At 64.2% G+C, this 24,918-nt stretch carries 21 protein-coding genes and 1 pseudogene; 4 read left to right on the top strand and 18 right to left on the bottom strand.

The genetic code is table 11. From position 1 onward, the window contains the following. Positions 1-74: 74 nt before the first annotated feature. Together AC6CIG_RS25515 and AC6CIG_RS25510 are read right to left on the bottom strand one after the other, a co-directional pair. Positions 75-1,211, bottom strand: a complete 1,137-nt coding sequence (locus tag AC6CIG_RS25515) for an AAA family ATPase (RefSeq protein ID WP_018097279.1) — start codon at positions 1,209-1,211, stop codon at positions 75-77. 9 nt (positions 1,212-1,220) lie between these two features. Continuing rightward, a complete protein-coding gene (locus AC6CIG_RS25510) occupies positions 1,221-2,144 on the bottom strand; it encodes a GNAT family N-acetyltransferase (RefSeq protein WP_018097280.1) in 924 nt (307 codons plus the stop codon). A 177-nt stretch (positions 2,145-2,321) separates the two neighbouring features. On the opposite strand from AC6CIG_RS25510, the gene AC6CIG_RS25505 reads away from it, so the two are divergent. After that, on the top strand, positions 2,322-3,257 hold the full coding sequence (locus AC6CIG_RS25505) for a tyrosine recombinase XerC (RefSeq protein WP_164866960.1): 936 nt from the start codon (positions 2,322-2,324) through the stop codon (positions 3,255-3,257). Between the two features lie 86 nt (positions 3,258-3,343). Continuing rightward, positions 3,344-4,420: a TraB/GumN family protein gene (locus AC6CIG_RS25500; RefSeq protein WP_018097282.1), complete on the top strand. Its 1,077-nt coding sequence runs from the start codon at positions 3,344-3,346 to the stop codon at positions 4,418-4,420. A 42-nt stretch (positions 4,421-4,462) separates the two neighbouring features. On the opposite strand, the gene lpdA is transcribed toward AC6CIG_RS25500, so the two are convergent. From lpdA to AC6CIG_RS25420, 16 genes and pseudogenes are all read right to left on the bottom strand, one after another. Beyond that, a complete protein-coding gene (gene lpdA, locus AC6CIG_RS25495; protein ID WP_498324062.1) occupies positions 4,463-5,869 on the bottom strand; it encodes a dihydrolipoyl dehydrogenase in 1,407 nt (468 codons plus the stop codon). A 50-nt stretch (positions 5,870-5,919) separates the two neighbouring features. After that, complete coding sequence (locus AC6CIG_RS25490; RefSeq protein WP_018097284.1) at positions 5,920-6,672, bottom strand: SDR family oxidoreductase; 753 nt, start codon at positions 6,670-6,672, stop codon at positions 5,920-5,922. Continuing rightward, positions 6,669-7,169 (bottom strand): hypothetical protein, encoded by a 501-nt coding sequence (locus AC6CIG_RS25485; RefSeq protein ID WP_018097285.1) that lies wholly within the window; start codon positions 7,167-7,169, stop codon positions 6,669-6,671. The genes AC6CIG_RS25490 and AC6CIG_RS25485 overlap by 4 nt, the downstream gene beginning before the upstream one ends. Further along, on the bottom strand, positions 7,169-7,813 hold the full coding sequence (locus AC6CIG_RS25480; protein ID WP_018097286.1) for a LysE family transporter: 645 nt from the start codon (positions 7,811-7,813) through the stop codon (positions 7,169-7,171). The genes AC6CIG_RS25485 and AC6CIG_RS25480 overlap by 1 nt, the downstream gene beginning before the upstream one ends. 188 nt (positions 7,814-8,001) lie before the next feature. After that, positions 8,002-9,258, bottom strand: coding sequence for a 2-oxoglutarate dehydrogenase complex dihydrolipoyllysine-residue succinyltransferase (gene odhB / locus AC6CIG_RS25475; RefSeq protein ID WP_018097287.1), 1,257 nt, complete (start codon positions 9,256-9,258; stop codon positions 8,002-8,004). A 115-nt stretch (positions 9,259-9,373) separates the two neighbouring features. Beyond that, on the bottom strand, positions 9,374-12,370 hold the full coding sequence (locus AC6CIG_RS25470) for a 2-oxoglutarate dehydrogenase E1 component (protein WP_018097288.1): 2,997 nt from the start codon (positions 12,368-12,370) through the stop codon (positions 9,374-9,376). A 280-nt stretch (positions 12,371-12,650) separates the two neighbouring features. Beyond that, on the bottom strand, positions 12,651-13,553 hold the full coding sequence (sucD, locus tag AC6CIG_RS25465) for a succinate--CoA ligase subunit alpha (RefSeq protein ID WP_003530262.1): 903 nt from the start codon (positions 13,551-13,553) through the stop codon (positions 12,651-12,653). Positions 13,554-13,559: 6 nt separating this feature from the next. Next, on the bottom strand, positions 13,560-14,756 hold the full coding sequence (sucC, locus tag AC6CIG_RS25460; RefSeq protein ID WP_018097289.1) for an ADP-forming succinate--CoA ligase subunit beta: 1,197 nt from the start codon (positions 14,754-14,756) through the stop codon (positions 13,560-13,562). Positions 14,757-14,789: 33 nt separating this feature from the next. Then, on the bottom strand, positions 14,790-15,752 hold the full coding sequence (gene mdh, locus AC6CIG_RS25455; RefSeq protein ID WP_018097290.1) for a malate dehydrogenase: 963 nt from the start codon (positions 15,750-15,752) through the stop codon (positions 14,790-14,792). A gap of 181 nt (positions 15,753-15,933) precedes the next feature. Continuing rightward, the gene (gene zapE, locus AC6CIG_RS25450; RefSeq protein ID WP_127710632.1) at positions 15,934-17,088 is read right to left on the bottom strand and encodes a cell division protein ZapE; all 1,155 of its coding nucleotides are present in this window, start codon (positions 17,086-17,088) and stop codon (positions 15,934-15,936) included. 41 nt (positions 17,089-17,129) lie between these two features. Then, positions 17,130-17,273, bottom strand: a pseudogene (locus tag AC6CIG_RS25445) (helix-turn-helix transcriptional regulator); the annotation flags it as partial. A 62-nt stretch (positions 17,274-17,335) separates the two neighbouring features. Further along, complete coding sequence (locus tag AC6CIG_RS25440) at positions 17,336-17,875, bottom strand: protease inhibitor Inh/omp19 family protein (protein WP_018097293.1); 540 nt, start codon at positions 17,873-17,875, stop codon at positions 17,336-17,338. A 194-nt stretch (positions 17,876-18,069) separates the two neighbouring features. Further along, positions 18,070-19,140: an ABC transporter ATP-binding protein gene (locus AC6CIG_RS25435; protein WP_127710631.1), complete on the bottom strand. Its 1,071-nt coding sequence runs from the start codon at positions 19,138-19,140 to the stop codon at positions 18,070-18,072. A gap of 36 nt (positions 19,141-19,176) precedes the next feature. After that, entirely contained in the window at positions 19,177-20,025 is an 849-nt protein-coding gene (locus tag AC6CIG_RS25430) for a carbohydrate ABC transporter permease (RefSeq protein ID WP_127710629.1), read from the bottom strand. Beyond that, positions 20,018-20,956, bottom strand: coding sequence for a carbohydrate ABC transporter permease (locus AC6CIG_RS25425; protein ID WP_127710627.1), 939 nt, complete (start codon positions 20,954-20,956; stop codon positions 20,018-20,020). The genes AC6CIG_RS25430 and AC6CIG_RS25425 overlap by 8 nt, the downstream gene beginning before the upstream one ends. A 78-nt stretch (positions 20,957-21,034) precedes the next feature. Beyond that, positions 21,035-22,339: an ABC transporter substrate-binding protein gene (locus AC6CIG_RS25420; RefSeq protein WP_127710625.1), complete on the bottom strand. Its 1,305-nt coding sequence runs from the start codon at positions 22,337-22,339 to the stop codon at positions 21,035-21,037. Between the two features lie 229 nt (positions 22,340-22,568). On the opposite strand from AC6CIG_RS25420, the gene AC6CIG_RS25415 reads away from it, so the two are divergent. Together AC6CIG_RS25415 and AC6CIG_RS25410 are read left to right on the top strand one after the other, a co-directional pair. After that, the gene (locus tag AC6CIG_RS25415; protein ID WP_127710623.1) at positions 22,569-23,774 is read left to right on the top strand and encodes an ROK family transcriptional regulator; all 1,206 of its coding nucleotides are present in this window, start codon (positions 22,569-22,571) and stop codon (positions 23,772-23,774) included. 42 nt (positions 23,775-23,816) lie between these two features. Further along, positions 23,817-24,917, top strand: coding sequence for a Gfo/Idh/MocA family protein (locus tag AC6CIG_RS25410; protein WP_127710621.1), 1,101 nt, complete (start codon positions 23,817-23,819; stop codon positions 24,915-24,917). Position 24,918 lies beyond the last annotated feature (1 nt).

Raw genomic sequence — 24,918 nt, 5'->3', positions numbered from 1 at the left:
GGGCGAGGGGACGAGTACGCGGCCGTCATGTTGCCCTGCCTGCAGGGTGGCCGGCAGGCCAGATAAGAGAGCCCTTACTCGTCCTCCTCTTCGACCGCGCCGGTAAGGCGCATGCCGTCGATCCAGGTGGCTCCGTCCTTGCGAATCACACGCCGCGGACGAACGCCGCATTGCTGCCGGACCAGCTCGGCCAGGCGTTCGGAATGCGTGACGATCCAGATCTGGCTTTCCCGCGCGGCACTGGCGACCATGGCAGCCAGTGCCGGCAGCATATCCGGATGAAGGCTCGTCTCGGGCTCGTTGAGCGCGATGAACCGGGGACGGCGATAGGATAACAGCGCCGCCGCAAGTGCCAGGAAACGCATCTGCCCGTCCGAAAGCTCGCGCGGCGAAAATGCCCGGTGCGGAAAGTCCGGAAAGACGAGCGAGAATTCGGCGAACTGGCCGGGTTCGGGCACCTGCAGGCGGGCGCCTGCAAATGCGTCGGCAACCGCGCGATCGAGATCGACCGTATCCTGCCTCGTGTGCCGGAGTGTCGCGAAGACGGCGGCCATGTTGGCGCCGGTTTCGTCCAGCAATGGCGCGGTGATGGCGAGGCAGGGCATCCGCAGCGGCGATTCGCGGTCGGTGCGAAAGCCGTGAAAGAACCGCCATTGGTCGACCGCCCGGCGGAAGCTGCCGATTTCAGGGTAGTGGCCGGCGTCGCCGAGCAGCGCGATAGCCGTCTCCGAGGTCATCGCCTGCTCCGGATAGTCCACCATCCGGCCGCCCTCGCCGCGCACGAAGATACCGGGGCCGCTGCGCTTCATCACCGGAACCGGGCGCCGGCCCGTCTCGATCGTGAGCTCCTCCTCCTTGACCTGCGGCTCATAGGCGAAACCCGCCGCCGCTTTTGGCGGGCGGAAACCCGCCTCGATCCGGTAGCGGAAGGTGATCGCTCGCTCCTCGTCGATCAGTTCGGCGTCCAGCCGAATACGCGCCGGCTTGCCGACGCGCTGCGGGCCGCTCCAGATGGCGGACGCCATGCCGCCTTCTTCCGCAATCTCGCGGGCGAGATGGCCTCTCACGGCAGCCTGAACCAGCTGCAGGGCACGATAGAGGTTGGACTTCCCGACGCCGTTCTCTCCGATGAACAGATTGACGCCGGCCAAATCCATTCGGATCGAGCGCAGCGACCGGTAGTTCTCGGCGAACATCGAGCGAAGCATCATGGTGACGGCTTAGCCCGCTGCAACCGCCCTGGCAGACAGCTCGAACGCCGCGTCGCTGTCGGCAGCCAGTGCGTGTACCGTATGACGCTCCAGCGCACGCGTCACCTCCACCGGATCGCCGTCGAGCGCATCCGCCGGAATGAGATTGCCGATCCGGAAGTCGAAGCGGTCGCCCTTCTTGTTGAGGAGTTCGTGGAACACAGTCATGTCGCGCAGTTCCGTCGACCATTTGGCAAACCAGTAGAAGAGGCCGGAATTGCGCGCGCTCATATGCACCGGCAGGATCGGCAGGCCGTATTTGCGCGCGAAGCCGACCGCCGAGCTCTTCCAGGGGCGCTCGTTGAGCCGTCCCTCGGCCCAATAGGCGATGCGGCCGGAGGGGAAGAGCACGGTCGCCTTGCCCGCCTCGATGGCCCTGTTCGTCACCTGCAGCGTTTCGCGCGCCTTGAGCTTCGACTTGTATTCCTCGCGCCATTCGACCGGAATGACCATTTCCACGAAGCGCGGATTGACGCGGATCGCGTCGCGGTTCGCAAAGAACATCATGTCCGGCCGCCGGCTCTTCAGGAGATCGAAGACGGCGATGCCGTCGGCGATCCCCGTCGGATGGTTGCTGACGAGCAGGAACCCGCCCTTCTCGGGAATGCGCTCCGGCTTGTCGGCGCGGATCTCGAGAGCGAGAAGGGAACTCAGATGCTCGAAGGCCTGGAAGCCCGGCATATTGGCGACGGCATTGGCGAACTCGATCGCCTTGCGGTAGTTGAGCAGCGTGTAGAGAAAGGGCCGCATGACGGGCCACAGGGGATGGCAGACGATCTTCTGGCCGCGTTCCGCGATCAGCGTATCGACGATATGGCCGGGACGCCCTTGCGAGACCAGCGCAACCGCCTCCGCAAAATGCGCCAGAGCGCTCGCCGAATCACGTCTCGACATTGTCCCATCCGCTGTTGCTGGCCGAACATTGCAGTTCAATATGATCGAACAATGACAAATTCCAAGAGGCCGCAGCAGCAAACTTCAGCACGTTAGCAAAAACATAACACGCCCGATGCGATGCTCCGAGCCTGGATCAGTGAGCGCACCGCGCTGATGAACCCGCCGGGCCCGATGATGAACGAACTTCTTGCCATAGGCCATCCCGAAGTGATGGCGGAACGAAGGCGCTGGCTTGCGAGCCTCGCCGAGGAACGCCGGTTGTCCGAAAAGACGGTCGACGCCTATGAGCGCGACACGCGGCAGTTCCTGACATTCCTGACCGGGCACCTTGCGGGTCCGCCGCGGCTCTCGGATATCCGCGCCCTTCGCCCCGCGGATCTGCGCGGCTTCCTGGCGCAGCGCCGCAAGGGAGGCGCCGGCGCGCGCACGCTCGGCCGCGGCCTGGCAGGTCTGCGTTCCTTCCTGCGCTATCTCGAGAGAAACGGGCTCGCCAATGCGGCGGGTGCAGGGGCGGTGCGGTCCCCGAAGCAGCCGAAGTCTCTCCCCAAGGCATTGACCGACCGGGAGGCCCTGAAGGTCGTCACCGCGGACGCGCAACTGGCCGAGGAACCCTGGATCGCGGCGCGCAATGCCGCAGTGCTGACCCTGCTCTATGGCTGCGGCCTGCGGATAGCGGAGGCGCTGGACCTGACCCCCGCCGATTTCTCAGGACCGGTGACGTCGCTCAGGGTCACCGGAAAGGGCGGCAAGACACGGATCGTGCCGATGATCGCCGCCGCCGCCGAAGCGGTCGAGACCTATCGAAAGCTCTGCCCCTACCATATCGAGCCCGGAGAACCGATTTTCCGCGGCGCCCGCGGCGCGAAGCTCCAGCCGGCGATCATCCAGCGCGAGATGCAGAAGCTGCGCGCCGCACTCGGCCTGCCGGATTCGGCGACACCGCACGCGCTGCGCCACTCTTTCGCGACGCATCTTCTGGCGGGCGGAGGGGACCTCCGCACCATCCAGGAACTGCTCGGCCATGCCAGCCTGTCGACCACGCAGGTCTATACCGGCGTCGATTCGGCACGGCTTCTGGAAATCTACGACCGCGCCCATCCGCGCGCCTAAAATCTGACGTCCTTGGCCGTTAACCAAGCGTGTTAAGGAACCCGTGACCGTGGGGGAGTAGGGTTCCGTCAATGCCGGGGGCATCCATGAACACTTTCACCAGACCCGTCCGCGATCTCGCGGCCAAGGCGGCCGACGGCCTGTTGTGGCTGACGGCACTGCTCAATCTACTGACGGCGGCGAGCCTCGTTGCCGCCCTGCTCCATGTGTCGGAGGCACGGGCGGAAGAGACGGACTGCGCCGGCAGCAACATCTTGACCGGCCTCGAACATTCGGATCCGGCCCGCCTGGCGGCGCTGCGCGCGGAAGCGGCGGCGGTGCCCAACGGAAAGGGCCTGCTTTGGAAGATCGAAGGGCACGGTCAGGCGCCCTCCTTCCTGCTCGGCACCATGCATGTCACCGATCCTCGCGTGCTGGCGATGCCCGGCGGCGCGACGGAGGCCTTCGCAAGGGCTGAGACGGTGATCGTCGAGTCCGACGAGATCGTCGACCAGAACAGGGCGACCGCCGCGATCATGATGCAGCCGGAACTGACCATGTTCACCGGCGACAAGACGATCAACGATTTCCTGAAACCGGAGGACCGCGCGCTTCTCGAAAGCGGTCTCAAGGCGCGCGGCATCCCTCTGCCGCTCGTCACCAAGATGAAGCCCTGGATGATTGCCAGCTTCGTCGCCCTGCCGGCCTGCGAATTCTCGCGCAAGGCGGCCGGTGCCTCCTTCCTCGACAAGAAGCTCGCCGAGGACGCGTTGAGGGAGGGCAAGACGCTCAAGGGTCTTGAAACGCTGGTCGAGCAGCTTTCGGCAATGGATTCGCTGCCGGTCGAAATGCATCTCAAGGCACTGATCGAAACGCTTGCTCTCGGCAAGACGATCGACGACGTGATGACGACGACCACCGATCTCTACCTCTCCGGCGAGACGGGCACGATCATGCCCATGATGAAACTCGCCTCCGCCGGTATTTCATCCGACGACGCCGGCTATGCCGAATTCGAGCAGCGCATCATCATCGATCGCAACAGGATCATGGCAGATCGCGCCGCGCCCCTCCTGAAGGGCGGCGGCGTGTTCATGGCCGTGGGCGCGCTGCACCTTCCCGGGAAGGAAGGCCTCGTCGAACTCCTGCGTCAGCAGGGGTTCACTGTGACGCAGGTGGAATGACCGGCCGGTCAATGCGGTGGGAGGGCAGGGCCCTCCCGATAATCACATGTGGATCGGCTTGGCGAAGGTGGCGAGCGCCGCTTCCTTTACCGCCTCAGACATCGTCGGATGGGCGTGGCAGGTGCGGCCGAGGTCCTCCGACGACCCGCCGAACTCCATCAGCACCGTGATCTCGTGGATCATTTCGCCGGCGCCGAAGCCGATGATGTGGCCGCCGAGCACGCGGTCGGTCTCCTTGTCGGCGAGGATCTTCACGAAGCCGTCCGTCTGCAGCATTGCGCGGGCGCGGCCATTGGCCGTGAAGGGGAACTTGCCGACCTTGTAGGCGACGCCCGCGGCCTTCAGCTCTTCCTCGGTCTTGCCGACGGAGGCGACCTCCGGCTGGGTATAGACGACGCCCGGAATGACGTCGTAATTCACATGCCCGGCCTGGCCTGCGATGATCTCGGCGACGGCAACGCCTTCGTCCTCGGCCTTGTGCGCCAGCATCGGCCCACGCACGACGTCGCCGATCGCGTAGACGCCAGTAATGCTCGTCTGGAAATGCTGGTCGATCTCGACGCGGCCGCGCGAATCGAGAACGACGCCCGCCTTGGCGAGACCCAAGCCGTCCGTCGAGGGCTTGCGTCCGGTAGCGATGAGCACGACCTCCGCATCGAGCGTGGTCGCATCGCCGCCCTTCACCGGTTCGAAGGTGACCTTGGCACCGTCGCCCGATTTCACGACACCGGTCACCTTGGCGCCGAGTTTGAAGTCGATGCCCTGCTTGGTCAGCATCCGCTGAAGCTGCTTGGCAACCTCGCCGTCCATGCCGCCGAGAATCGTGTCTAGGAATTCGACCACGGTCACCTTTGCGCCGAGGCGCGCCCAGACGGAGCCGAGCTCGAGACCGATGACGCCGCCGCCGACGACGATCATGCTCGCCGGGACCTTTTCGAGCGCGAGTGCCCCGGTCGAGGAGACGACCACCTTTTCGTCGAACGCGACCTCCACGCCCGGAATGCCGGCGACATCCGAACCGGTGGCGATGACGACGTTCTTCGCCTCGAGCTCCTGCTCCTCCCCGATTTCGTTCGTGACCGAGACCTTGCCCTGGCCGAGAACCTTGCCGGTACCCTGGAAGCCGTCGATCTTGTTCTTCTTGAAGAGGAAGGAGACGCCGTCGACATTGGACTTAACGGTCGCGTCCTTGTGGGCCATCATCTTCTGAAGGTTGAGCTTCGGGCTTGCGACCTCGACTCCCAGCGCCTCCAGGCCGTGCTGCGCCTGATGGAACATTTCGGAAGCATGCAGCAGCGCCTTGGAGGGGATGCAGCCGACATTCAGGCATGTGCCGCCATAGGTGCTGCGCTTCTCGACCACGGCAACCTTCATGCCGAGCTGCGCCGCCTTGATGGCGCAGACATAGCCGCCGGGGCCGCTTCCGATAACGATGAGATCATAGGCCATTTGATAATCCTTCTTGGGAGGACGGTCTTGGGAGGACGGTCTTGGGAGGGCTACCGCCCGCCACTCACGGTGAGAATGGTTCCCGTCACGTAAGTCGCCTTGTCGGACAGGAGATAGAGAATTGCATCGGCAACTTCGCCGGCCGTTCCGGGCCGCTGCATCGGGATCGTGGGTGCGAGGTCGCGGGCGCGGTCGGGCAGCCCGCCGGAGGCATGAATTTCCGTATCGATGACGCCGGGCCGGACCGCGTTCACGCGTATGCCCTCGGTGGCAACTTCACGCGCCAGGCCGACCGTGAAGCTGTCGATCGCGCCCTTCGTGGCGGCGTAGTCGACATATTGCCCCGGCGCGCCAAGCACGGCGGCGATGGAGGAGAGATTGACGATCGAGCCGCCCCGCCCGCCGTGGCGCGTCGACATCCGGAGCACCGCCTCGGCGGCGCAACGGATGGAGCCCGTCACGTTGGTGCGGAACAGCCGCTCGATCCGCTCGGGCGAAACCTCGTCTACGCGCTGCGGCGGACCGATGATCCCGGCATTGTTGACGAGGCCGTCGAGACGGCCGAAGGCGGTGTCGACGGCTGCAAAGATCGCCTTCACCCCCTCTTCCCTGCCCACGTCGCCCTCGACGGAAACGGCCGTGCCGCCGGCCTCCGCGATGCGACGGACCACGTCCTCGGCCGCATCGCGATTGGACGCATAGTTGACGGCGACCCGCCAGCCTTCGCTGGCCGCGGCAAGCGCGACCGCGGCGCCGATGCCGCGGCTGCCCCCGGTGACGAGAAGTACAGGTCCGCTGCTCATGATCCACACCCCTTGAACTGGAAGACATCCGAACTGTCGGTGGTGCCCTTGCCTTCGCCCCAGGCACTCGATTCACGCAGCGACGGTCCGAAATCCGGAAGCAGGATCCGATCGGCTGCGGGCGCGTCCTCCGGCTGAAGCAGCCCGATCTGGCCGGCCTTGTCGACCGCATAGATCGGGCCCTGCCAGACGGTGCAGGCCTCGAGTTCCGCGCCGGTCACGTCGCCGGTCGGGCAGTCGTTCATGACGATCCCGTTCGCCCGCAGCGGTTCGCCGGACTGCATCACGACGCCATCGAGCAGAAGGCCGGTGTCCCCGATCCTGATCTTGAAGTGATTGCTGGTGACTGCTGCCTCCGATCCGACGGGCTCGAAGCGCAGCTCATAGGTTCCGGCCGGGTCGGCGTAGACCGCCTGCGCCTGGGTGCACTCGTCCGCAAGGGCCGGTGCTGCCGAAAGCATAAGCGAAACGAAGAGAACGTTGCGGCCGCAGATCATCACGCGGCCTTTTCCGTCGCCAGCTTCAGTCCGAGAGCGATGAAGACCATGCCACTCGCCCGGTCGATCCATTTGCTCGCGCGCGTGAAGGCCGCCCGCATCCGCGGCGTCGTCATGAACAGGCTGACCCCGACGAACCAGAGGATCAGCGCGCTCGCCATGACGAAGCCATAGCCGAACTTGACCGTCATCGGCGTATGGGCGCTGACGACCGTCGAGAAGATGGACAGGAAGAAGAAGACCGCCTTGGGATTGAGCGCGTTGGCGGCAAAGCCGAGGCCGAAGGCCTTCAGCGCCGACTGCTGCCTGCGGGCTTCGCCGGTCTCGGCCGCTGCCTCGACCGCGATTTCCGTCTGGCCGGCGCGAAGGGCTTTGATGCCGATGTAGATCAGGTAGGCGACGCCGCACCACTTGACGATGTTGAAGAGGTAGATCGACTGCGAGATGATCAGCCCGAGGCCGAGAATGGTGTAGGTCACGTGGAACATCAGCGACGCGCCGATGCCGAAGGAGGTGACGATCGCCGCGCGGCGGCCGTGCACCAGCGATTGGCGCAGCACCATGGCGAGGTCGGCGCCGGGCGAAACGATGGCGAAGGTGAAGATCGCCATTAGCGAAGCGAGTTCGATCAGATAGCTCATCATGGTTGCGACCGGTGCTTACGATGCCAACTGTCCGGGATGCGCGCATAGCGTGCCCCCAAAACCTAACCTCTGGTTCCGTGGCTGTCGATGCCCGTCAGACGTGCGTCCCGGTCCGGGCATCGGTGGAGATGGAAACGGGGGCACGCGGCCCCCGCCATTCAGGCCGATCCGGCCTAGATCACCGTAATCTAGAGATCCAGCACCAGGCGTTCCGGATCCTCGAGGCTTTCCTTGACGCGCACGAGGAAGGTCACCGCTTCCTTGCCGTCAACGATGCGGTGATCGTAGGAGAGCGCCAGATACATCATCGGCCGGATGACGACCTGACCGCCGATCGCGACCGGGCGGTCCTGGATCTTGTGCATGCCGAGGATGCCCGATTGCGGAGCGTTGAGGATCGGCGAGGACATCAGCGAACCGTAGACGCCGCCGTTGGAGATGGTGAAGGTGCCGCCCTGCATGTCGGCCATGGCCAGCGTTCCGTCGCGCGCTGCCTTGCCGAGACGGCCGATTTCCTTCTCGATTTCGGCGATCGACATCTGGTCGGCATCGCGCACGACGGGCACGACGAGGCCTTTGTCGGTACCGACGGCGACGCCGACGTGGCAGAAGTTCTTGTAGATGATCTCGGTGCCGTCGACCTCGGCGTTGACAGCCGGCAACTCCTTCAGCGCATGCGTCACCGCCTTGGTGAAGAAGCCCATGAAGCCGAGCTTCACGCCGTGCTTCTTCTCGAAGATGTCCTTGTACTTCGAGCGCAGGCTCATGACGGCGCTCATGTCCACCTCGTTATAGGTGGTGAGCATAGCCGCGGTGTTCTGCGCGTCCTTCAAGCGCCGGGCGATCGTCTGCCGCAGGCGGGTCATCTTCACGCGCTCTTCGCGAGAGGCATCTTCCGCCGGTGCCGGCGCGCGGGCCTGGATCTTGGCCGGCTCGGCTGCAGCCGGAGCCGAAATGCCCTTGGCGACGGCCGCGAGCACGTCACCCTTCAGCACCTGGCCACGCTTGCCCGAGCCGTCGATCTGATCGGCGGAAAGACTGTTCTCGGCCATGAGCTTGGCAGCCGCCGGTGCCGGCGGCATCGACGTGGACGTCTGCGTCGCGGCAGCGGCGGCCGGCTGCGCGGCCGCAGCCGGAGCAGCGGTAGCCGCCGCAGGCTCAGGCTTCTTCTCGGCCGCAGCCGGCGCAGCGGCGGCAGCACCCGCGCCGCCCTCGGAGATCTGGCCGAGCAGCGCGCCGAGGCCGACGGTTTCGCCCGCCTGCGCGACGATTTCGCTGAGCGTGCCGGCGGCCGGGGCCGGGACTTCGATCGTCACTTTGTCGGTCTCGAGCTCGAGGATCGGCTCGTCGGCCTTGATCGCGTCGCCGACCTTCTTGAACCAGGTGCCGACGGTCGCTTCGCTGACGGATTCGCCAAGAGTGGGAACGCGGATTTCTGTTGCCATGAGTTTTGTTCCGTTGATCAGATTTCTGTTTCTAGCTCTTCGAGTTACGCGCTCCCGGACGGAAAACCGCTACGCTGAAAGCGCGTCAGCGAGCGGCAGACCGTGAGGGGCTTGGTCAGCCCCCCAGCGCATCCTCGAGGAAGGCGGCAAGCTGAGCCAGATGCTTGGACATCAGGCCGGTCGCCGGCGAAGCGGCGGCCGGACGGCCGGTATAGCGCACCCGCTGGTACTTGGCATCGATATGGGCAAGGACCCACTCCAGATAGGGATCGATGAATGCCCAGGCGCCCATGTTCTTCGGCTCTTCCTGGCACCAGACCATCTCCGCGTTGCGGAAGCGGCTGAGCTCGTTGATGAGCGCCTTGGCCGGGAACGGATAGAGCTGCTCGACGCGCAGCAGGTAGATGTCGTCGATGCCGCGCTTCTCGCGCTCCTCCAGAAGGTCGTAATAGACCTTGCCCGAGCACATGACGACGCGACGGATCTTCGAATCCTTCTGCAGCTTGATCGGACCGTCCTTGATGACCTCGGCATCGTCCCAGAGGAGACGATGGAAGGAGCTCTCGCCGGCCATTTCCGACAGGCTGGAGACCGCCCGCTTGTGACGCAGCAGCGACTTCGGCGTCATCAGGATCAGCGGCTTGCGGAAATCGCGCTTCACCTGACGGCGCAGGATGTGGAAATAGTTCGCCGGGGTCGTGACGTTGGCGACCTGCATGTTGTCTTCCGCGCAAAGCTGCAGGAAGCGTTCCAGCCGGGCGGAGGAATGCTCCGGCCCCTGGCCCTCGTAGCCGTGCGGCAGCAGGCAGACGAGGCCCGACATGCGCAGCCACTTGCGCTCGCCCGACGAGATGAACTGGTCGAAGACCACCTGCGCGCCGTTGGCGAAGTCGCCGAACTGGGCTTCCCAGAGCGTCAGGGCGTTCGGGCGAGCAAGCGAATAGCCGTATTCGAAGCCGAGGACGGCCTCTTCCGAGAGCATCGAGTTGATGACCTCGTAGCGTGCCTGGGTCGGCGACAGGTTGGCGAGCGGAATGTAGCGCTCTTCGGTCTCCTGATCGTAGAGAACCGAATGGCGCTGGGAAAAGGTGCCGCGCTCGCAATCCTGACCGGACAGGCGGATCTTGGTGCCCTCGGTCACGAGCGTACCGAAGGCGAGCGCTTCCGCCATCGCCCAGTCGATGCCTTCGCCGGTCTGGATCATGTTGGCGCGGTTTTCCATGAAGCGCTGGATTGTGCGGTGCGCGCTGAAGCCGGCCGGAATTTCGGACAGCTTGCGACCGACCTCCTTCAACTGCTTCATCGGCACCGAGGTGCGCCCGCGGCGCTGCTCATCCTGGTTGTCGGCCGTGCGCAGGCCCGACCAGGCGCCGTCGAGCCAGTCGGCCTTGTTCGGCTTGTAGGACTGACCCGCCTCGAATTCCTGTTCGAGATGGGCGCGCCAATCGGCCTTCATCTTCTCGACTTCGCCTTCGCTGATCAGGCCCTGGGCGATCAGCCGGTCCGAATAGAGCTGGACGACGGTCTTGTGCGCACGGATCGCCTTGTACATCTTCGGCTGCGTGAACGCCGGCTCGTCGCCCTCGTTGTGACCGAAGCGGCGGTAGCAGAACATGTCGATGACGACCGGCTTGTGGAACTTCATCCGGAATTCGGTCGCGACCTTGGCCGCATAGACCACCGCTTCCGGATCGTCACCGTTCACGTGGAATATCGGCGCCTCGATCATCTTCGCCACGTCCGACGGATAGGGCGAGGAACGCGAGAAGGCCGGGTTCGTGGTGAAGCCGATCTGGTTGTTGATGATGAAATGCACCGTGCCGCCAACACGATGCCCGCGCAGGCCGGAGAGGCCGAGAATTTCGGCGACCACACCCTGGCCGGCAAAGGCCGCGTCGCCGTGCAGGATCAGCGGCATGACCTTGACGCGTTCGCGCAGCGGAATGATGTCGCCTTCGAATACGGTCGCCATCTGGTCCTGCTTGGCGCGCGCCTTGCCCATGACGACCGGATTGACGATCTCCAGGTGCGACGGGTTTGCCGTCAGCGACAGGTGGACCTTGTTGCCGTCGAACTCGCGGTCCGAGGAAGCGCCCAGGTGATATTTGACGTCGCCGGAGCCTTCCACGTCATCGGGCGTGTAGGAGCCGCCCTTGAACTCGTGGAAGATGGCGCGGTGCGGCTTGGCCATGACCTGCGAGAGAACGTTGAGGCGGCCGCGATGCGCCATGCCCAGCACGATCTCCTTGAGGCCGAGCTGGCCGCCGCGCTTGATGATCTGCTCGAGCGCCGGGATCAGGGATTCGCCGCCGTCGACCCCGAAGCGCTTGGTGCCCTTGTACTTGACGTCGATGAACTGCTCGAAGCCTTCCGCCTCGATAAGCTTCTGCAGGATCGCCTTCTTGCCCTCGGGGGTGAATTCGACGCCCTTGTCCGGGCCTTCGATGCGTTCCTGTATCCAGCCCTTCTCTTCCGGGTTGGACATATGCATGAATTCGACGCCGATCGTCGAACAATAGGTCCGCTCGAGGATCTCGACCATCTCGCGCACGGTCGCATATTCGAGGCCGAGCACGTTGTCGATGAAGATCTTGCGGTCGTAGTCCTTCTCTTCGAAGCCATAGGTCTTCGGGGAGAGTTCGTCGTAATCCTCGACCGGATCGGCAAGGCCGAGCGGGTCGAGCTTGGCGTGCAGGTGGCCGCGCATGCGATAGGCGCGGATCATCATGATGGCGCGGACGGAATCGCGCGTCGACTGATGCACCTCGGCCTCGCTGAGCGCCACGCCGGCAGCGGCTGCGGCTTCCTCGGCCTTCGCCTTGACCTTTTTTTCGATGACCTTCTCGACCGTGCCCCAGTCGCCGTCGAGGGCCGAGACGAGTTCGCCATTGGCGGGAATCGGCCAGTTCTGCTTCTTCCAGGAGGCGCCCTTGGCCGCCCTCACCACATCTTCGGGCCGGTCGGCAAGCGCCTTGAAGAAGGACTGCCACTCGGCCGAAACGGATGAGGGGTCCGCTTCATAGCGCGCATGGAGCTGCTCGATATAGGCGGCATTGGCGCCGTCCAGAAAGGATGTGAGCTGGAATTGCTCGTTGGCCTCTTGCCTTGTCATGGTCTATCGCGGACTTCAGCCCGCCTCCTGACTTAAGTTGGTGTGCCGGGTTGTCCCGGTCGTGTTTGCCTTCTGCCGGATCGGCGCCCTTCAACGGTCACGCGCGTCGTTCCGGCTGCGTCGGCCCGGTTCCGGCTGTTCGCCATCTGCACCGGACTTGACGCTCATCATCGTATCTTTCGTGGCTCCAATGGGGCGGCATGGCCTGCCGCCCCGCTGCAAAGTGCCACGGCGACCTTGATGCGTCCGGCAGGACGCGCGGGCGCCGCGGGATTGTTCGTCAGCCCTTCAGGACTTCGACCAGCGTCTTGCCGAGGCGTGCGGGCGAAGGCGAGACGCGGATCCCGGCCGATTCCATCGCCGCAATCTTGTCTTCCGCACCACCCTTGCCGCCGGAGATGACGGCGCCGGCATGGCCCATCGTGCGGCCGGGAGGCGCGGTACGGCCCGCGATGAAGCCGACCATCGGCTTCTTGCGGCCGCGCTTCGCCTCGTCCTTCAGGAACTGCGCCGCTTCCTCTTCGGCCGAGCCGCCGATCTCGCCGATCATGATGATCGACTTGGTCTCGTCGTCTGCGAGGAACATTTCCAGCACGTCGATGAACTCGGTGCCCTTGACCGGGTCGCCGCCGATGCCGACTGCCGTCGTCTGGCCGAGGCCTTCATTGGTGGTCTGGAACACCGCCTCGTAGGTCAGCGTGCCGGAGCGCGAAAGCACGCCGACCGAACCCTTGCGGAAGATGTTGCCCGGCATGATGCCGATCTTGCACTCGTCCGGCGTCAGCACGCCCGGGCAGTTCGGGCCGATGAGGCGCGAAGACGACTTTTCGAGCCGGGCCTTGACCTTCACCATGTCGGCGACTGGAATGCCCTCGGTGATGCAGACGATGAGCGGGATTTCCGCATCGATCGCTTCGATGATCGCCGCAGCGGCACCGGCCGGCGGGACATAGATGACGGAAGCGTTGGCGCCGGTCGCATCGCGGCCCTCGGCGACCGTCGCGAAGATCGGCAGCTGCTCGCCCTTGGCACCGGTCCAGGTCTCGCCGCCCTTCTTCGGGTGGATGCCGCCGACCATCTTGGTGCCGTTATAGGCGAGTGCCTGCTCGGTGTGGAAGGTACCGGTCTTGCCGGTCAGGCCCTGAACGAGAACCTTGGTGTCTTTGTTGATCAGGATGGACATGAAACCTCAGGCTCCCTTCACGGCTGCAACGATCTTCTGGGCGGCGTCGTCCAGATCATCGGCGGAAATCACGTTGAGGCCCGATTCATTGATGATCTTCTTGCCGAGCTCGACATTGGTGCCTTCCAGGCGCACGACGAGCGGCACCTTGAGGCCGACTTCCTTGACCGCTGCAAGCACGCCCTCGGCGATGACGTCGCATTTCATGATGCCGCCGAAGATGTTGACGAGGATGCCCTTCACCGCCGGATCGGCCGTGATGATCTTGAAGGCCTGGGTGACCTTTTCCTTCGAGGCACCGCCGCCGACATCGAGGAAGTTCGCAGGCTCGGCGCCGTAGAGCTTGATGATGTCCATCGTCGCCATTGCGAGACCGGCGCCGTTGACCATACAGCCGATATTGCCGTCCAGGGCGACATAGGCGAGGTCGTATTTCGACGCCTCGATTTCCTTGTCGTCCTCTTCCGTCGTGTCGCGCAGCGCGACCACGTCCTCATGGCGGAAGAGGGCGTTGCCGTCGAAGGAGACCTTGGCGTCGAGGACGCGCATCCGGCCGTTCGTCATGACGATCAGCGGATTGACCTCGAGCAGGCTCATGTCCTTTTCGACGAATGCCTTGTAGAGGATCGGGAAGAGCTTCTCGGCATCGGCGCGCGCTTCGCCTTCGAGCTTCAGCGCGTCGGCGAGCGTCTTCAGATTTTCAGCGGTCACACCCTTTTCCGGATCGATCGCGACGGTGACGATCTTCTCCGGCGTATGTTCGGCGACCGCTTCGATGTCCATGCCGCCCTCGGTCGAAACGACGAAGGCCACCCGGCCCACGGAGCGGTCGACGAGGATCGAGAGATAGAGTTCGCGGTCGATATCGGCGCCGTCCTCGATATAGAGGCGGTTGACCTGCTTGCCGGCCGGACCGGTCTGCTTGGTCACCAGCGTGTTGCCGAGCATGTCCTTGGCATTGGCGACGACCTCATCCACCGACTTGGCCAGGCGCACGCCGCCCTTGGCATCGGGGCCGAGTTCCTTGAACTTGCCCTTGCCGCGGCCGCCGGCATGAATCTGGCTCTTCACCACGTAAAGCGGTCCCGGCAGCTTCTTCGCAGCCGCTTCGGCCTCGTCGGCGGAGAAGATCGCGACGCCTTCCGCGACCGGCGCGCCATAGCTCTTCAACAGAGCCTTGGCCTGGTATTCATGGATGTTCATTGGTTCTTTCCTGTCTGATAGGCCGGATGGCGGTTACTTCAGGCTGGGTGCGATGTTGATGCACGCTTCGCAAAGGCCGGCGACGGCCGCGACCGACTTGTCGAAGGCTTCCTTCTCGCCCTTGTTGAGGTCGATCTCGATGATGCGCTCGATGCCGCCGGCGCCGATCACGGTGGGGACGCCGACATACATGTCCTTGACGCCATACTGGCCGGAGAGATGGGCGGCGCAGGGCAGCACGCGCTTCTTGTCCTTGAGGTAGGCCTCGGCCATTTCGATCGCCGAGGCGGCCGGCGCATAATAGGCCGAGCCGGTCTTGAGCAAGCCGACGATCTCGGCGCCGCCGTCACGGGTGCGCTGAATGATCTGGTCGAGCTTTTCCTTGGTGGTCCAGCCCATCTGGATCAGGTCGGGCAGCGGAATGCCGGCGACGGTCGAATAGCGCGCGAGGGGCACCATGGTGTCGCCATGGCCGCCGAGCACGAAAGCGGTGACGTCCTTGACCGAGACGTTGAACTCCTCCGCAAGGAAGAGCCGGAAGCGCGAAGAGTCGAGCACGCCGGCCATGCCGACGACCTTGTTCTTCGGCAGGCCGGAGAACTTCTGCAGCGCCCAGACCATGGCGTCGAGCGGGTTGGTGATGCAGATGACGAAGGCGTTCGGAGCGTATTTCTTGATGCCGGCGCCGACCTGTTCCATGACCTTGAGGTTGATGCCGAGCAGATCGTCGCGGCTCATGCCGGGCTTGCGCGGCACGCCGGCGGTGACGATGCAGACGTCGGCGCCCTCGATCGCGGAATAGTCGCTCGCACCGGTCATCGATGCATCGAAGCCCTCGACCGGAGAGGACTGCGCGATGTCGAGGCCCTTGCCCTGGGGAATGCCGTCGGCAATGTCGAAGAGGACGATGTCGCCCAGTTCCTTCAGGCCGGCGAGATGCGCCAGCGTGCCACCAATCATCCCCGAACCGATAAGTGCGATCTTGTTGCGCGCCATGAAAGTGCTTCCTTTGTGATCCCAAATGATCAAGGCCTGAAACGCGGCAAACGCCAAACCTTCGCCGAAGCCCTTAAACGGCAAAGCGAAAAATATCAATCGATACTTTTGGGCAGAACAAATTCAATCGGTTAGATCGTAAAAATCTTACGTAAACGTAAGAATCCTTGTCGCCTGAGCGTCATTCCTCCGCTGAATCGTGCGGGTGAGCCGCAGCGTAATCCTGGCTTTGCATCTCGATGAGACGCGAAACCGTACGGTCGAATTCAAAGCCTTCGGTGCCCTTCCTGGCGGTCAGCAGATGCTGCGGTTCGGCGTCAGCCGAGGCGAACAGGCGGGCGCCCTGATCATAGAGAGCGTCGACCAGGATGATGAAGCGCTTCGTCTCGTTGCGCAGGTGCGGCCCGAGATGCGGAACGTGGTCGAGGAAGATGGTGCTGTACTGCGCGACGATCGCAAGGTAGTCGGCGGCGCCGAGCGGCTGCGCGCACAGGTCTGCAAAGGTGAACCGCGCGGCCCGGCCGGCGGCCGCCGGCACGCGGATCGTGCGCCCCTTGCGGCCGATCTCGGCCGAGGCGACCGGCGCTCCGCCCGTTTCCCGATACCAGGCGCGATCCATGGCGGCTTCCGTTTCCGGCCCGAGCGGCGACAGCCAGACGGGCGTGCCATCGGTCTTGCCCAGACGATAATCCGTTTCCGTGTCGAGCGAGATGATCTCGGCATTCGCCTTCAGAAGATCGATGAACGGCAGGAAGAGACCGCGATTGAGGCCGTCGCGATAGAGATTGTCCGGCTCGACGTTTGAGGTCGCGACAAGCACGCAGCCCTTGGCGAACAGTTCGCCGAAGAGCCGCGCCAGTATCATCGCATCGGCGATGTCGGTGACGGTGAACTCGTCGAAACACAGGAGCCGCGCTTCGCCGAAGAGATCGGAAGCGACGGGCGGGATCGGATCGGCCTGCTTGGTCTCGCCGTTCTTGAGCTTCTGCCGGTGCCTGTAGATGCGCTCATGCACATCGGCCATGAATTCGTGGAAATGGGCGCGGCGCTTGCGCTGGATCGGCACGGCGTCGAAGAACATGTCCATCAGCATGGTCTTGCCGCGCCCGACGCCGCCGTGGATATAGAGCCCCTTGACCGGCGGCTGGTCCTTTTTGCGCGCCGCAAAGAGCCAGCCGAGCGCATTGGTCTTGCGCGAGGGGCGGCTCGCCAGGAGCTTTGCCGTCAGGCTGTCGAGCCGTCTTGCGATTGCGAATTGAGCCGGGTCGCGCTGCCGCTCGCCGGCGGCAACGAGCGCCTCGAGCTTGCGAAGAATGCTGTCGTCGGGATTGAGCACGATGCGCTTCTACCGTTTCGTGGTTTTGCGGCTTTGGTCTATCATGCGGCGTGAAGCGGAGAAATGCTCAGATCACCTGCGGCATCACGCGCGCGTTCCAGTTCATAATGGCTTTGGAGATTAATCCAGAATTCCGGCGTCGTACCAAAGGCCTTGGAAAGCCGCAGAGCCGTATCGCCGGTCGTGATCAATTCTTGCAAGTTGAGATGCGGGATGCGGGCGAAACCGCACACACTTCTCCTCCGCCCTAGCGGCTGAGGCTGACCGGCTGCCCGCCATTGGTCGAGCCGTCGAAGCGCGCATCGGCCGTCTTGTAGAGCCGGGCGATCGGATTGCCGCTGCGGTCCTTGAGCACGACCTGCTTGCCCGCCACTTCCCAGGATCCCATGGCCGTCAGCTCGCCGGCGCAGCCGCGCGTGCCGCCGCGCGAACCGCTGCCGAGATTGGTGAGCGTCAGGAACATGTCGCAGGAACTGCCGGCGCTCGAAACGCGCCAGTTGCCGACCATCGACTCCTTCGTCACGTCGAGCGCATTGGTGGCGGCGGCCACTTCCGTGCCGGCCGCCGCGCCGGGCGCTGCGGTGCCTGTCGTCGGTGCGGCCGGGAACTGCGACGCCCCCGCCGGAGGCGGCAGTTGCCCCGCGGAGACGGAAGGTACGGGCTGCGCCTGCAGGGGAGCGGGAGCGCGAGAAACATCCTGAGATCCGAAACCACCGAAGGACGTCCGCTGGCATCCGGCTAGCGCAAGTACAACCGCCAACCCGGCCGCCGCATGTGAAACCCGCATATCTTTACCCCCGATATTGTCCGCGAACCATAACGCAACGCGATAATATAGGCCGAATTACAGCAAAACCACCTTTCAAATCAAGGCAAGCCATTTCGCGTCCGGCAGTTGCAGGATTGAGACGCCCGGCGGATTCGCGCGCATGTGCCTTCACGCGGACATGGCCCGCCCGGGCGGACAGCCGGGTGTGATGCTCACAGTGCCGCGCCCGTCTGCCTATCGAAGACATAGACCTGGCTGCGGTCCATCGCCGCCTTGAAGAGGGAACCATGGCGGGCGGGGTGGTCGCCGTCGACGACGGCGGTTATCTGTTCGCCGGCAAATTCGAAAAGCACATGCGTCTGGGCACCGGTCGGCTCGACCAGCAGCGTCTGGCCGGCAATGGCATTGCCCTCCCCGCCCGCGACGAAATGTTCCGGGCGCAGTCCGATCCGGACCGCCTGCCCGGGCCGCACCTTGCGCTCGGGCGCGATGCGGATCGCCGACCCGTCGCCGAGGCGCACCGCCGGCTCCCCGTTATCGGCATCGACCGTTCCGTCGAGCACGTTCATGGCCGGCGAACCGATGAAACCCGCGACGAAGAGGTTGGCGGGCGTGCGATAGAGCTCCAGCGGCGTGCCCACCTGCTCGATCCTGCCGCCGTTCAAGACGACGATGCGGTCGGCGAGCGTCATCGCCTCGATCTGGTCGTGGGTCACGTAGATCGAGGTGGTGGCGACCTTCTGATGCAAGGCTTTGATCTCGGTGCGCATCTGCACCCGGAGCTTGGCATCGAGATTGGAGAGCGGTTCGTCGAACAGGAAGACGGCCGGGTCGCGGACGATCGCGCGGCCCATGGCGACGCGCTGGCGCTGGCCGCCGGAAAGCTGGCTCGGCTTGCGATCGAGAAGCTCCGTCAGCGCCAGCATGCGCGCCGCCTCGCTGACCTTTCTGTCGATCTCGGGACGCGGGAGACCGGAGAGCTTGAGGTTGAAGCCCATATTCTCGGCCACCGACATGTGCGGGTAGAGCGCGTAGGACTGGAAGACCATGGCGATGTTGCGCTCGCGCGGCGTCAGCGGATTGACCACCTTGCCGCCGATCAGCACCTCGCCGTCGCTGATCTCTTCCAATCCGGCGATCATGCGCAGCAACGTGGATTTGCCGCAGCCGGACGGACCGACGAGCGCGATGAATTCGCCCTCCGCGATCGAGAGAGACACGCCGTGGACCACCTCGAGCGCAGCATAGCTCTTGCGGATGTCCCTGAGTTCGACCGATGCCATATGCTTTCTCCTTGGAACGACGCGTCAGGAAAGGGCTCAGGATTTCACCGCGCCGGCCGTCAGGCCTGCGATGATGTGCTTCTGGGCGAGAAAGAAGACGATCACCGTCGGCAGGATCGTCAGCGTGATGAAGGCGAGCACGAGCTGCCAATCGGTGCCGAACTCGCCGCGATAGACCATGATGCCGAGCGGCCAGGGATATTTCGCCTCCGTGTTCAGCATGATCAGCGGCAGGATGTAGCTGTTCCAGCTATGCACGAAGGTGATGATGCCGACCGTCGAGACGATGGGGCGGGAAAGCGGAAGGGAAATGTACCAGAAGAAGCGGATGTAGCCGCAGCCGTCGACGAAGGCGGCCTGGAAGAGTTCTTCCGGCAGGTTCCGGAAATAATTGCGGAAAAGCAGGATGCTCATGCCGAGGCCGAAGGCCACCTGAGGCAGGATCACGCCCCAATAGGTGTCGAGCAGGCCGAGATCGCGGATGCGGATGAAGAGCGGCAGGATCGCCGTTGCCGCCGGGAACATGAGCCCGATCAGGAAATAGTTCAGCAAATGGTTCGAACCGAAGAACCTGACATGGGCGAAGGTGAAGGCGGCCATGGCCGAAACGATGACGGTCAGCGCCACCGTTATGGCCGCGATGAACAGCGAGTTCAGCATCTGCCGCCAGTAGCGGTCGCCGAAAAGGATATCGAGATAGTTCGACCACAGCCATTCGGAAGGCAGGCCGAACGGATTGACGCGCAGATCGCCGAGCGACTTGAAGCCGCCGAGCGCCGTGGTGACCAGGGGCAGCAGGACCACCATCGCCACCAGCGACAGCGACACGTAGAGATAGAGGCGGGTGGCTGCGGTCATGCGAACGGAAGAAGTCGTGTCAGTCATGGCGCATGAATATCCGTTTGTAGCCGAAAGCGAGCGTGACGCAGATGACGAAGAGGACCACGCCGACCGCGCTTCCGAGCCCCACCTGCATGCGGGTGACGCCGTAGGTGTAGAGGAAGGTCACCATGGTCTGCGTCGAGTTCGACGGCCCGCCGCCCGTGAGGGGCATGACGAGGTCGAAGAGCTGCAGCGATCCGATGACGGCGAAGAAGATCGACAGCCTGACGGTCGAGCCGAGGAGCGGCAGGGTCACGTAGCGGAATTTCTGCCAACCGGTCGCTCCGTCGATCTCGGCAGCTTCGAGCACGCTCCTGTCGACCGCCTGCAGGCCGGCGATGAACAGCATCATGTGGAAGCCGAAATACTTCCAGATGATCACGGCAAGCACCGCATAGATGGCAAGGCTGCGGTCGGCGAGCACGTAGGGGGTGGCGACGCCGAAGAAGCCGGCGACCGCGGCCACTAGCCCGTAGTCGCCATCATAGACGAAACGCCAGATGAGCCCGGCCGCGACATCCGCCAGCACGTAGGGCAGAAAGAAGATCAGCCGGAAGGCGACGACGCCGGCGATCCTGTGCGCGAGCATCATAGCAAGCCAGAGGGCGAGCGGAATCTGCAGGAGCGCCGAAACGAGAATGATGATGCCGTTGTTGATCAGCGCCCGCGAGAAGGCCGCATTGTTGAACAGCACCTCGAAATTGCGCAGGCCTACGAACTGCGTCGGGGTTCCGTAGCCGTTCCAGCGATAGAGGCTGTACCAGGCCGCCTCTCCCATCGGCAGGATGACGAAGACCGTGAACAGCAGCAGGGCCGGCGGCAGAAAGAGGATGAGCACCGGCAGGCGCCCGCGCACGGTCGGGCTCTTGTACCGCACTTTCTTGCGGCTTGCCGTGGCCGGCACCGCGGTGATCGTCGCAGTCGCGTCGGTCATCTGGTCCTCGCACCTTTCGTTCCGGATGGTCGAAGGAAAGCCGGGCAGCGGGAGCTCCCGCCGCCCTCGCTTACGCACTCATTCGAGTTCGCGGGCGTCCTGGATCATCCGGGCCGCCTCTTCCGAGGACATCTGTCCGGAGACGATTTCGACCGAAGCGTCGTTCACGACGCGGCCGACGGAGGGGCCGAGATCCTGGTCGAAATAGTTCTGGTGCCAGGTAGAGGCCGCGAGCTGGTCGGCCGAAGCCCGCACCAGCGGGTTGGTGACGCCATCCTCGGCCCCTGCCGCCGCCGGGACGATCATGCCGATGCTCGCCATCAGCCGCTCGTTTTCCGCATTGGTCAGGTAGCGCAGGAAATCCAGCGCTTCAGGCGGAGCATTTTTGGTTACCGCCCAGCCGTTGAGACCGCCCAGTGTGTCGGTGGCAGCACCCGCCCCGCCCTCGACGGCGGGGAAGGGAAAGCGGCCGATATTCTCTGGCGCGAGGCCCTTGCCGTCGCCGGAATTGGCGCGCTGGGTGGCTTCGGTCGTCTCGAAGCTCAGGATCATCGCCGCCTTGCCGTCGCCGAACAGGCCGAGCGTCTGCGGCCAGCTCGCGCCGAGATAACCGCCCTGGAACGGCTCGAGCTTGCCGAGCTCGGCGAGCTGCTCGCCGGCCTTGATGATCGACGGATGCAGGAAGCCCTCGCCCTCGTTGTTCCTGGCATCCTCGAAGACCTGCTGGCCGCCATTGCGCATGACCAGGTAGCTCCAGTAGAAATGCAACGGCCACTTGTCGCCGCCGCCGCCGGCGATCGGCGTAATACCGGCCTCCTTCAGCGTCTTCACGGCCGTGAGGAAATCGTCCCAGGTCTTGATGTCCTCGGCCTTGACGCCACCCTTCTGAAAGAGCTCCTTGTTATAGAAGAAGCTGATCGTTCCCATTTTGAAGGGAACCGCATAAATTCTGTCGTCAAAGGTGAAGCCCTTGAGCGCAGCGGGATTGTAGCTCTTCTCCCAGGCGCCGCCGTCGGCGCGCATCGCCTCCGTCAGATCCATGAGCGCCCCGGTCTCGGATTGCTGCTTCAGCACGCCGCCACCCCAGCTATAGAAGAAATGGGGCGCGTCATCCGACTGCAGAAGCGTCGGCAGCTTCGCCTTGAATGCCTCGTTTTCCAGGAACTGGAGCTGAATATCGACGCCCGCATGTTCCGATTCGTACTTTGCGGCGATGTCCTCCCACATCTTTAAATAGGCCGGAACAGTCTCCAGATGAAGCCACCTGACCACCGTATCGGCGGATGCGTGGCTCGCATCGAAGAGAAGCGCCATGCCGGCTACGGCAGCAAGCGCGGAAAGTCTGGTGGCGCGCAGAGGCGCCGACCCGCGTTCGAGCATCATCATCTTTCTCCTCCCAAACTCCTTCAAGGGGCCAAAACGTCCTCTTCATTTTGTCCCCAATGCGGATTAATTCAGAGGAGATGCCGGCAAATGTCAACAGCCCTCGCGAATATTTCGGGAGCTCCGCTTGACAGGAGGCGCTAATTGCCCGTTATTTAATTCGTATTCCTGCTAAATGATTTCACCCCGCCCAGCCAACCAATCCAGCATGCGAGCATACTGAAGACCGATGAAGACCGCCGATCCCGAACTGATGCGCGCGATAAATCGCTTCAACGTGCTCGATACGATCCGCCGGCACGGCCCCATTTCACGCGTCGAGATCAGCGAACGCACCGAACTGTCCACGACCACCGTTTCCGCGATCACCGCGTCGCTGCTTGACGACGGCCTCATCCTGACCCGGCACGAGGGCGATATCCGCAACGCTGCCGCAAGGGGCCGCCCGCGCGTCATGCTGGAGCTCGACCCGGAGGCCGCTCGCGTCGTCGGTGCCAAGATCGCCGCCAATCGTATGGTTTTCGCCGTCACCAACTTTCGCGGCGAAGTGCTCTCCGACCTGACTTTGCCGATCCGGGTCGACCGCCAGCCGATCGCCGTCATCGCCGATCTGATCGAGGACGGCGTGCGCCGCTGCGTGGTCGACGCCGACCTTTCGCTCGACGACATCGATTCGATCTGCATCGGCCTGCCGGGCGTGGTCGAACACCGCACCGGTCACGTCCGCTCCAGCCCGATCTTCCGGGAAACGGACGTCGATTTCGCAAGCGAAATGACGAGCAGGCTCAACGTCCCGACGATCGTCGAGAGCGACGCGCACGCCATCACGCTTGCCCATCACTGGTTCGGTCGCGCCCGCGACCTCGACGATATGGTTCTCGTTTCGCTGGAGCAGACCCTCGGGCTTGGCGTGCTGCATGGCGGCCAGCTTTTCCGAGGCGCCGGGGGCCTGAGCCACAATCTCGGCGATCTTGTGCTCGGCGTCGGCGAGAGCCGTACCGTCCGCCTTTCGACGCTCGCCGGGGAGAACGCGATTCTCGGCGAACACCCGATGGACGGGCGGTTCGCCGAGGCGGTGCGCCTCGGACGGGGCATGACGCATGCGCAGATGCTGATCGCGGCCGAGGACGAAGCGCTGACCACGGCCGCCTCGCGGGCCGGAGAAGCGGTCGGGCTCGCCGTCGCCAACATAGTTACGCTGTTCGGACCGCCGCGCGTCGTCATCGTCGGTTCGAGCCTGTCGCTCGGCACCGTTTTCGTGGAGAGCATCCGCCGGTCCTTTCAGAACGCGATCCCGCCCTCGATCTCGACGGTGGCCGAACTCGTCTTCGACGAATCGGCCGACGAGACCTGGGCTCAGGGGGCGGCGGTCGTGGCGCTCTGCGAACTCTACGAGTCCCCCTGGGGGACGACCGGACCGGCACCGGCGCTTTGATGCGCTGCGCCGAACTTATGTATCCATTTCGGGAGGAGACTGATGGAAAAACTCGGTATCGGCATCATCGGCTGCGGCAACATCTCGTCGGCCTATCTGAAGGCGATGGCAGCCTTTCCGATCCTCGACATCCGCGGCATCGCCGACCTGAACCGCAACCTTGCCGAAGAGCGCGCGGCGGAGTTCAAGGTCGAGGCCCGCAGCGTCGCCGATCTCCTCGCGGACCCGTCGATCGAGCTCATCGTCAACCTGACCGTGCCGAAGGCGCACGTGGCCGTCGCCATGCAGGTCCTCGAGGCCGGCAAGCACACCTATTCCGAAAAGCCGCTCGCCACCGACTTCGCTGACGGACGCAAGCTGGTGGCGCTGGCTCGCGAGAAAGGCCTGCGGATCGGCGCCGCCCCGGACACCTTTCTCGGCGGCTCGCATCAGACGGCACGCGCAATCGTCGATTCCGGCGTGCTCGGCACGCCCGTCGGCGGCACCGCCACCTTCATGTGCCCGGGTCACGAGCGCTGGCATCCCAATCCGGACTTCTATTACGACGTCGGCGGCGGGCCGATGCTCGATATGGGTCCCTACTACATCACCGACCTCGTCAACCTCCTTGGCCCCGTCGCCAAGGTTGCCGGATTTGCGACGGCGGCACGGAAGGAGCGGACCATCACCAGCGAGGCGCGCAACGGCGAACGCATCCCCGTCCGCGTGCCGACCCATGTCGCCGGCATCATGGCCTTCGAGAATGGAGCCGTCGTGCAGATCGGCATGAGCTTCGATGTGGCGGGCCACAGGCATGTGCCTCTCGAGCTCTATGGAACCGAGGGCACGCTGATCGTCCCGGATCCGAACCATTTCGGCGGCCAGATCGAGCTACTGAAAAAGGGCGGCACCTTCGAGCAGACCGCGACGAGCGAGCCCTATGCCGACGGCAACTACCGCTCGATCGGGGTGGCCGACATGGCACATGCGATCCGCTCGGGCCGGCCGCACCGGGCAAACGGAGACCTCGCCTTGCACGTGCTGGAGGTCATGGAAGCGTTCCACAAGGCGGCCGATACCGGTTCCACCGTCAGCATCAGCACGAAGGCCGAGCGGCCGGCCCCTCTGTCGCAATCGCTCGTCGACGGTCGCATCGGCCGCTAGT

Source organism: Sinorhizobium sp. GQ132 (assembly GCF_059758575.1).
Note: the sequence above shows the minus strand (reverse complement) of the source record. Positions and strands in the feature narration are given on the sequence as shown.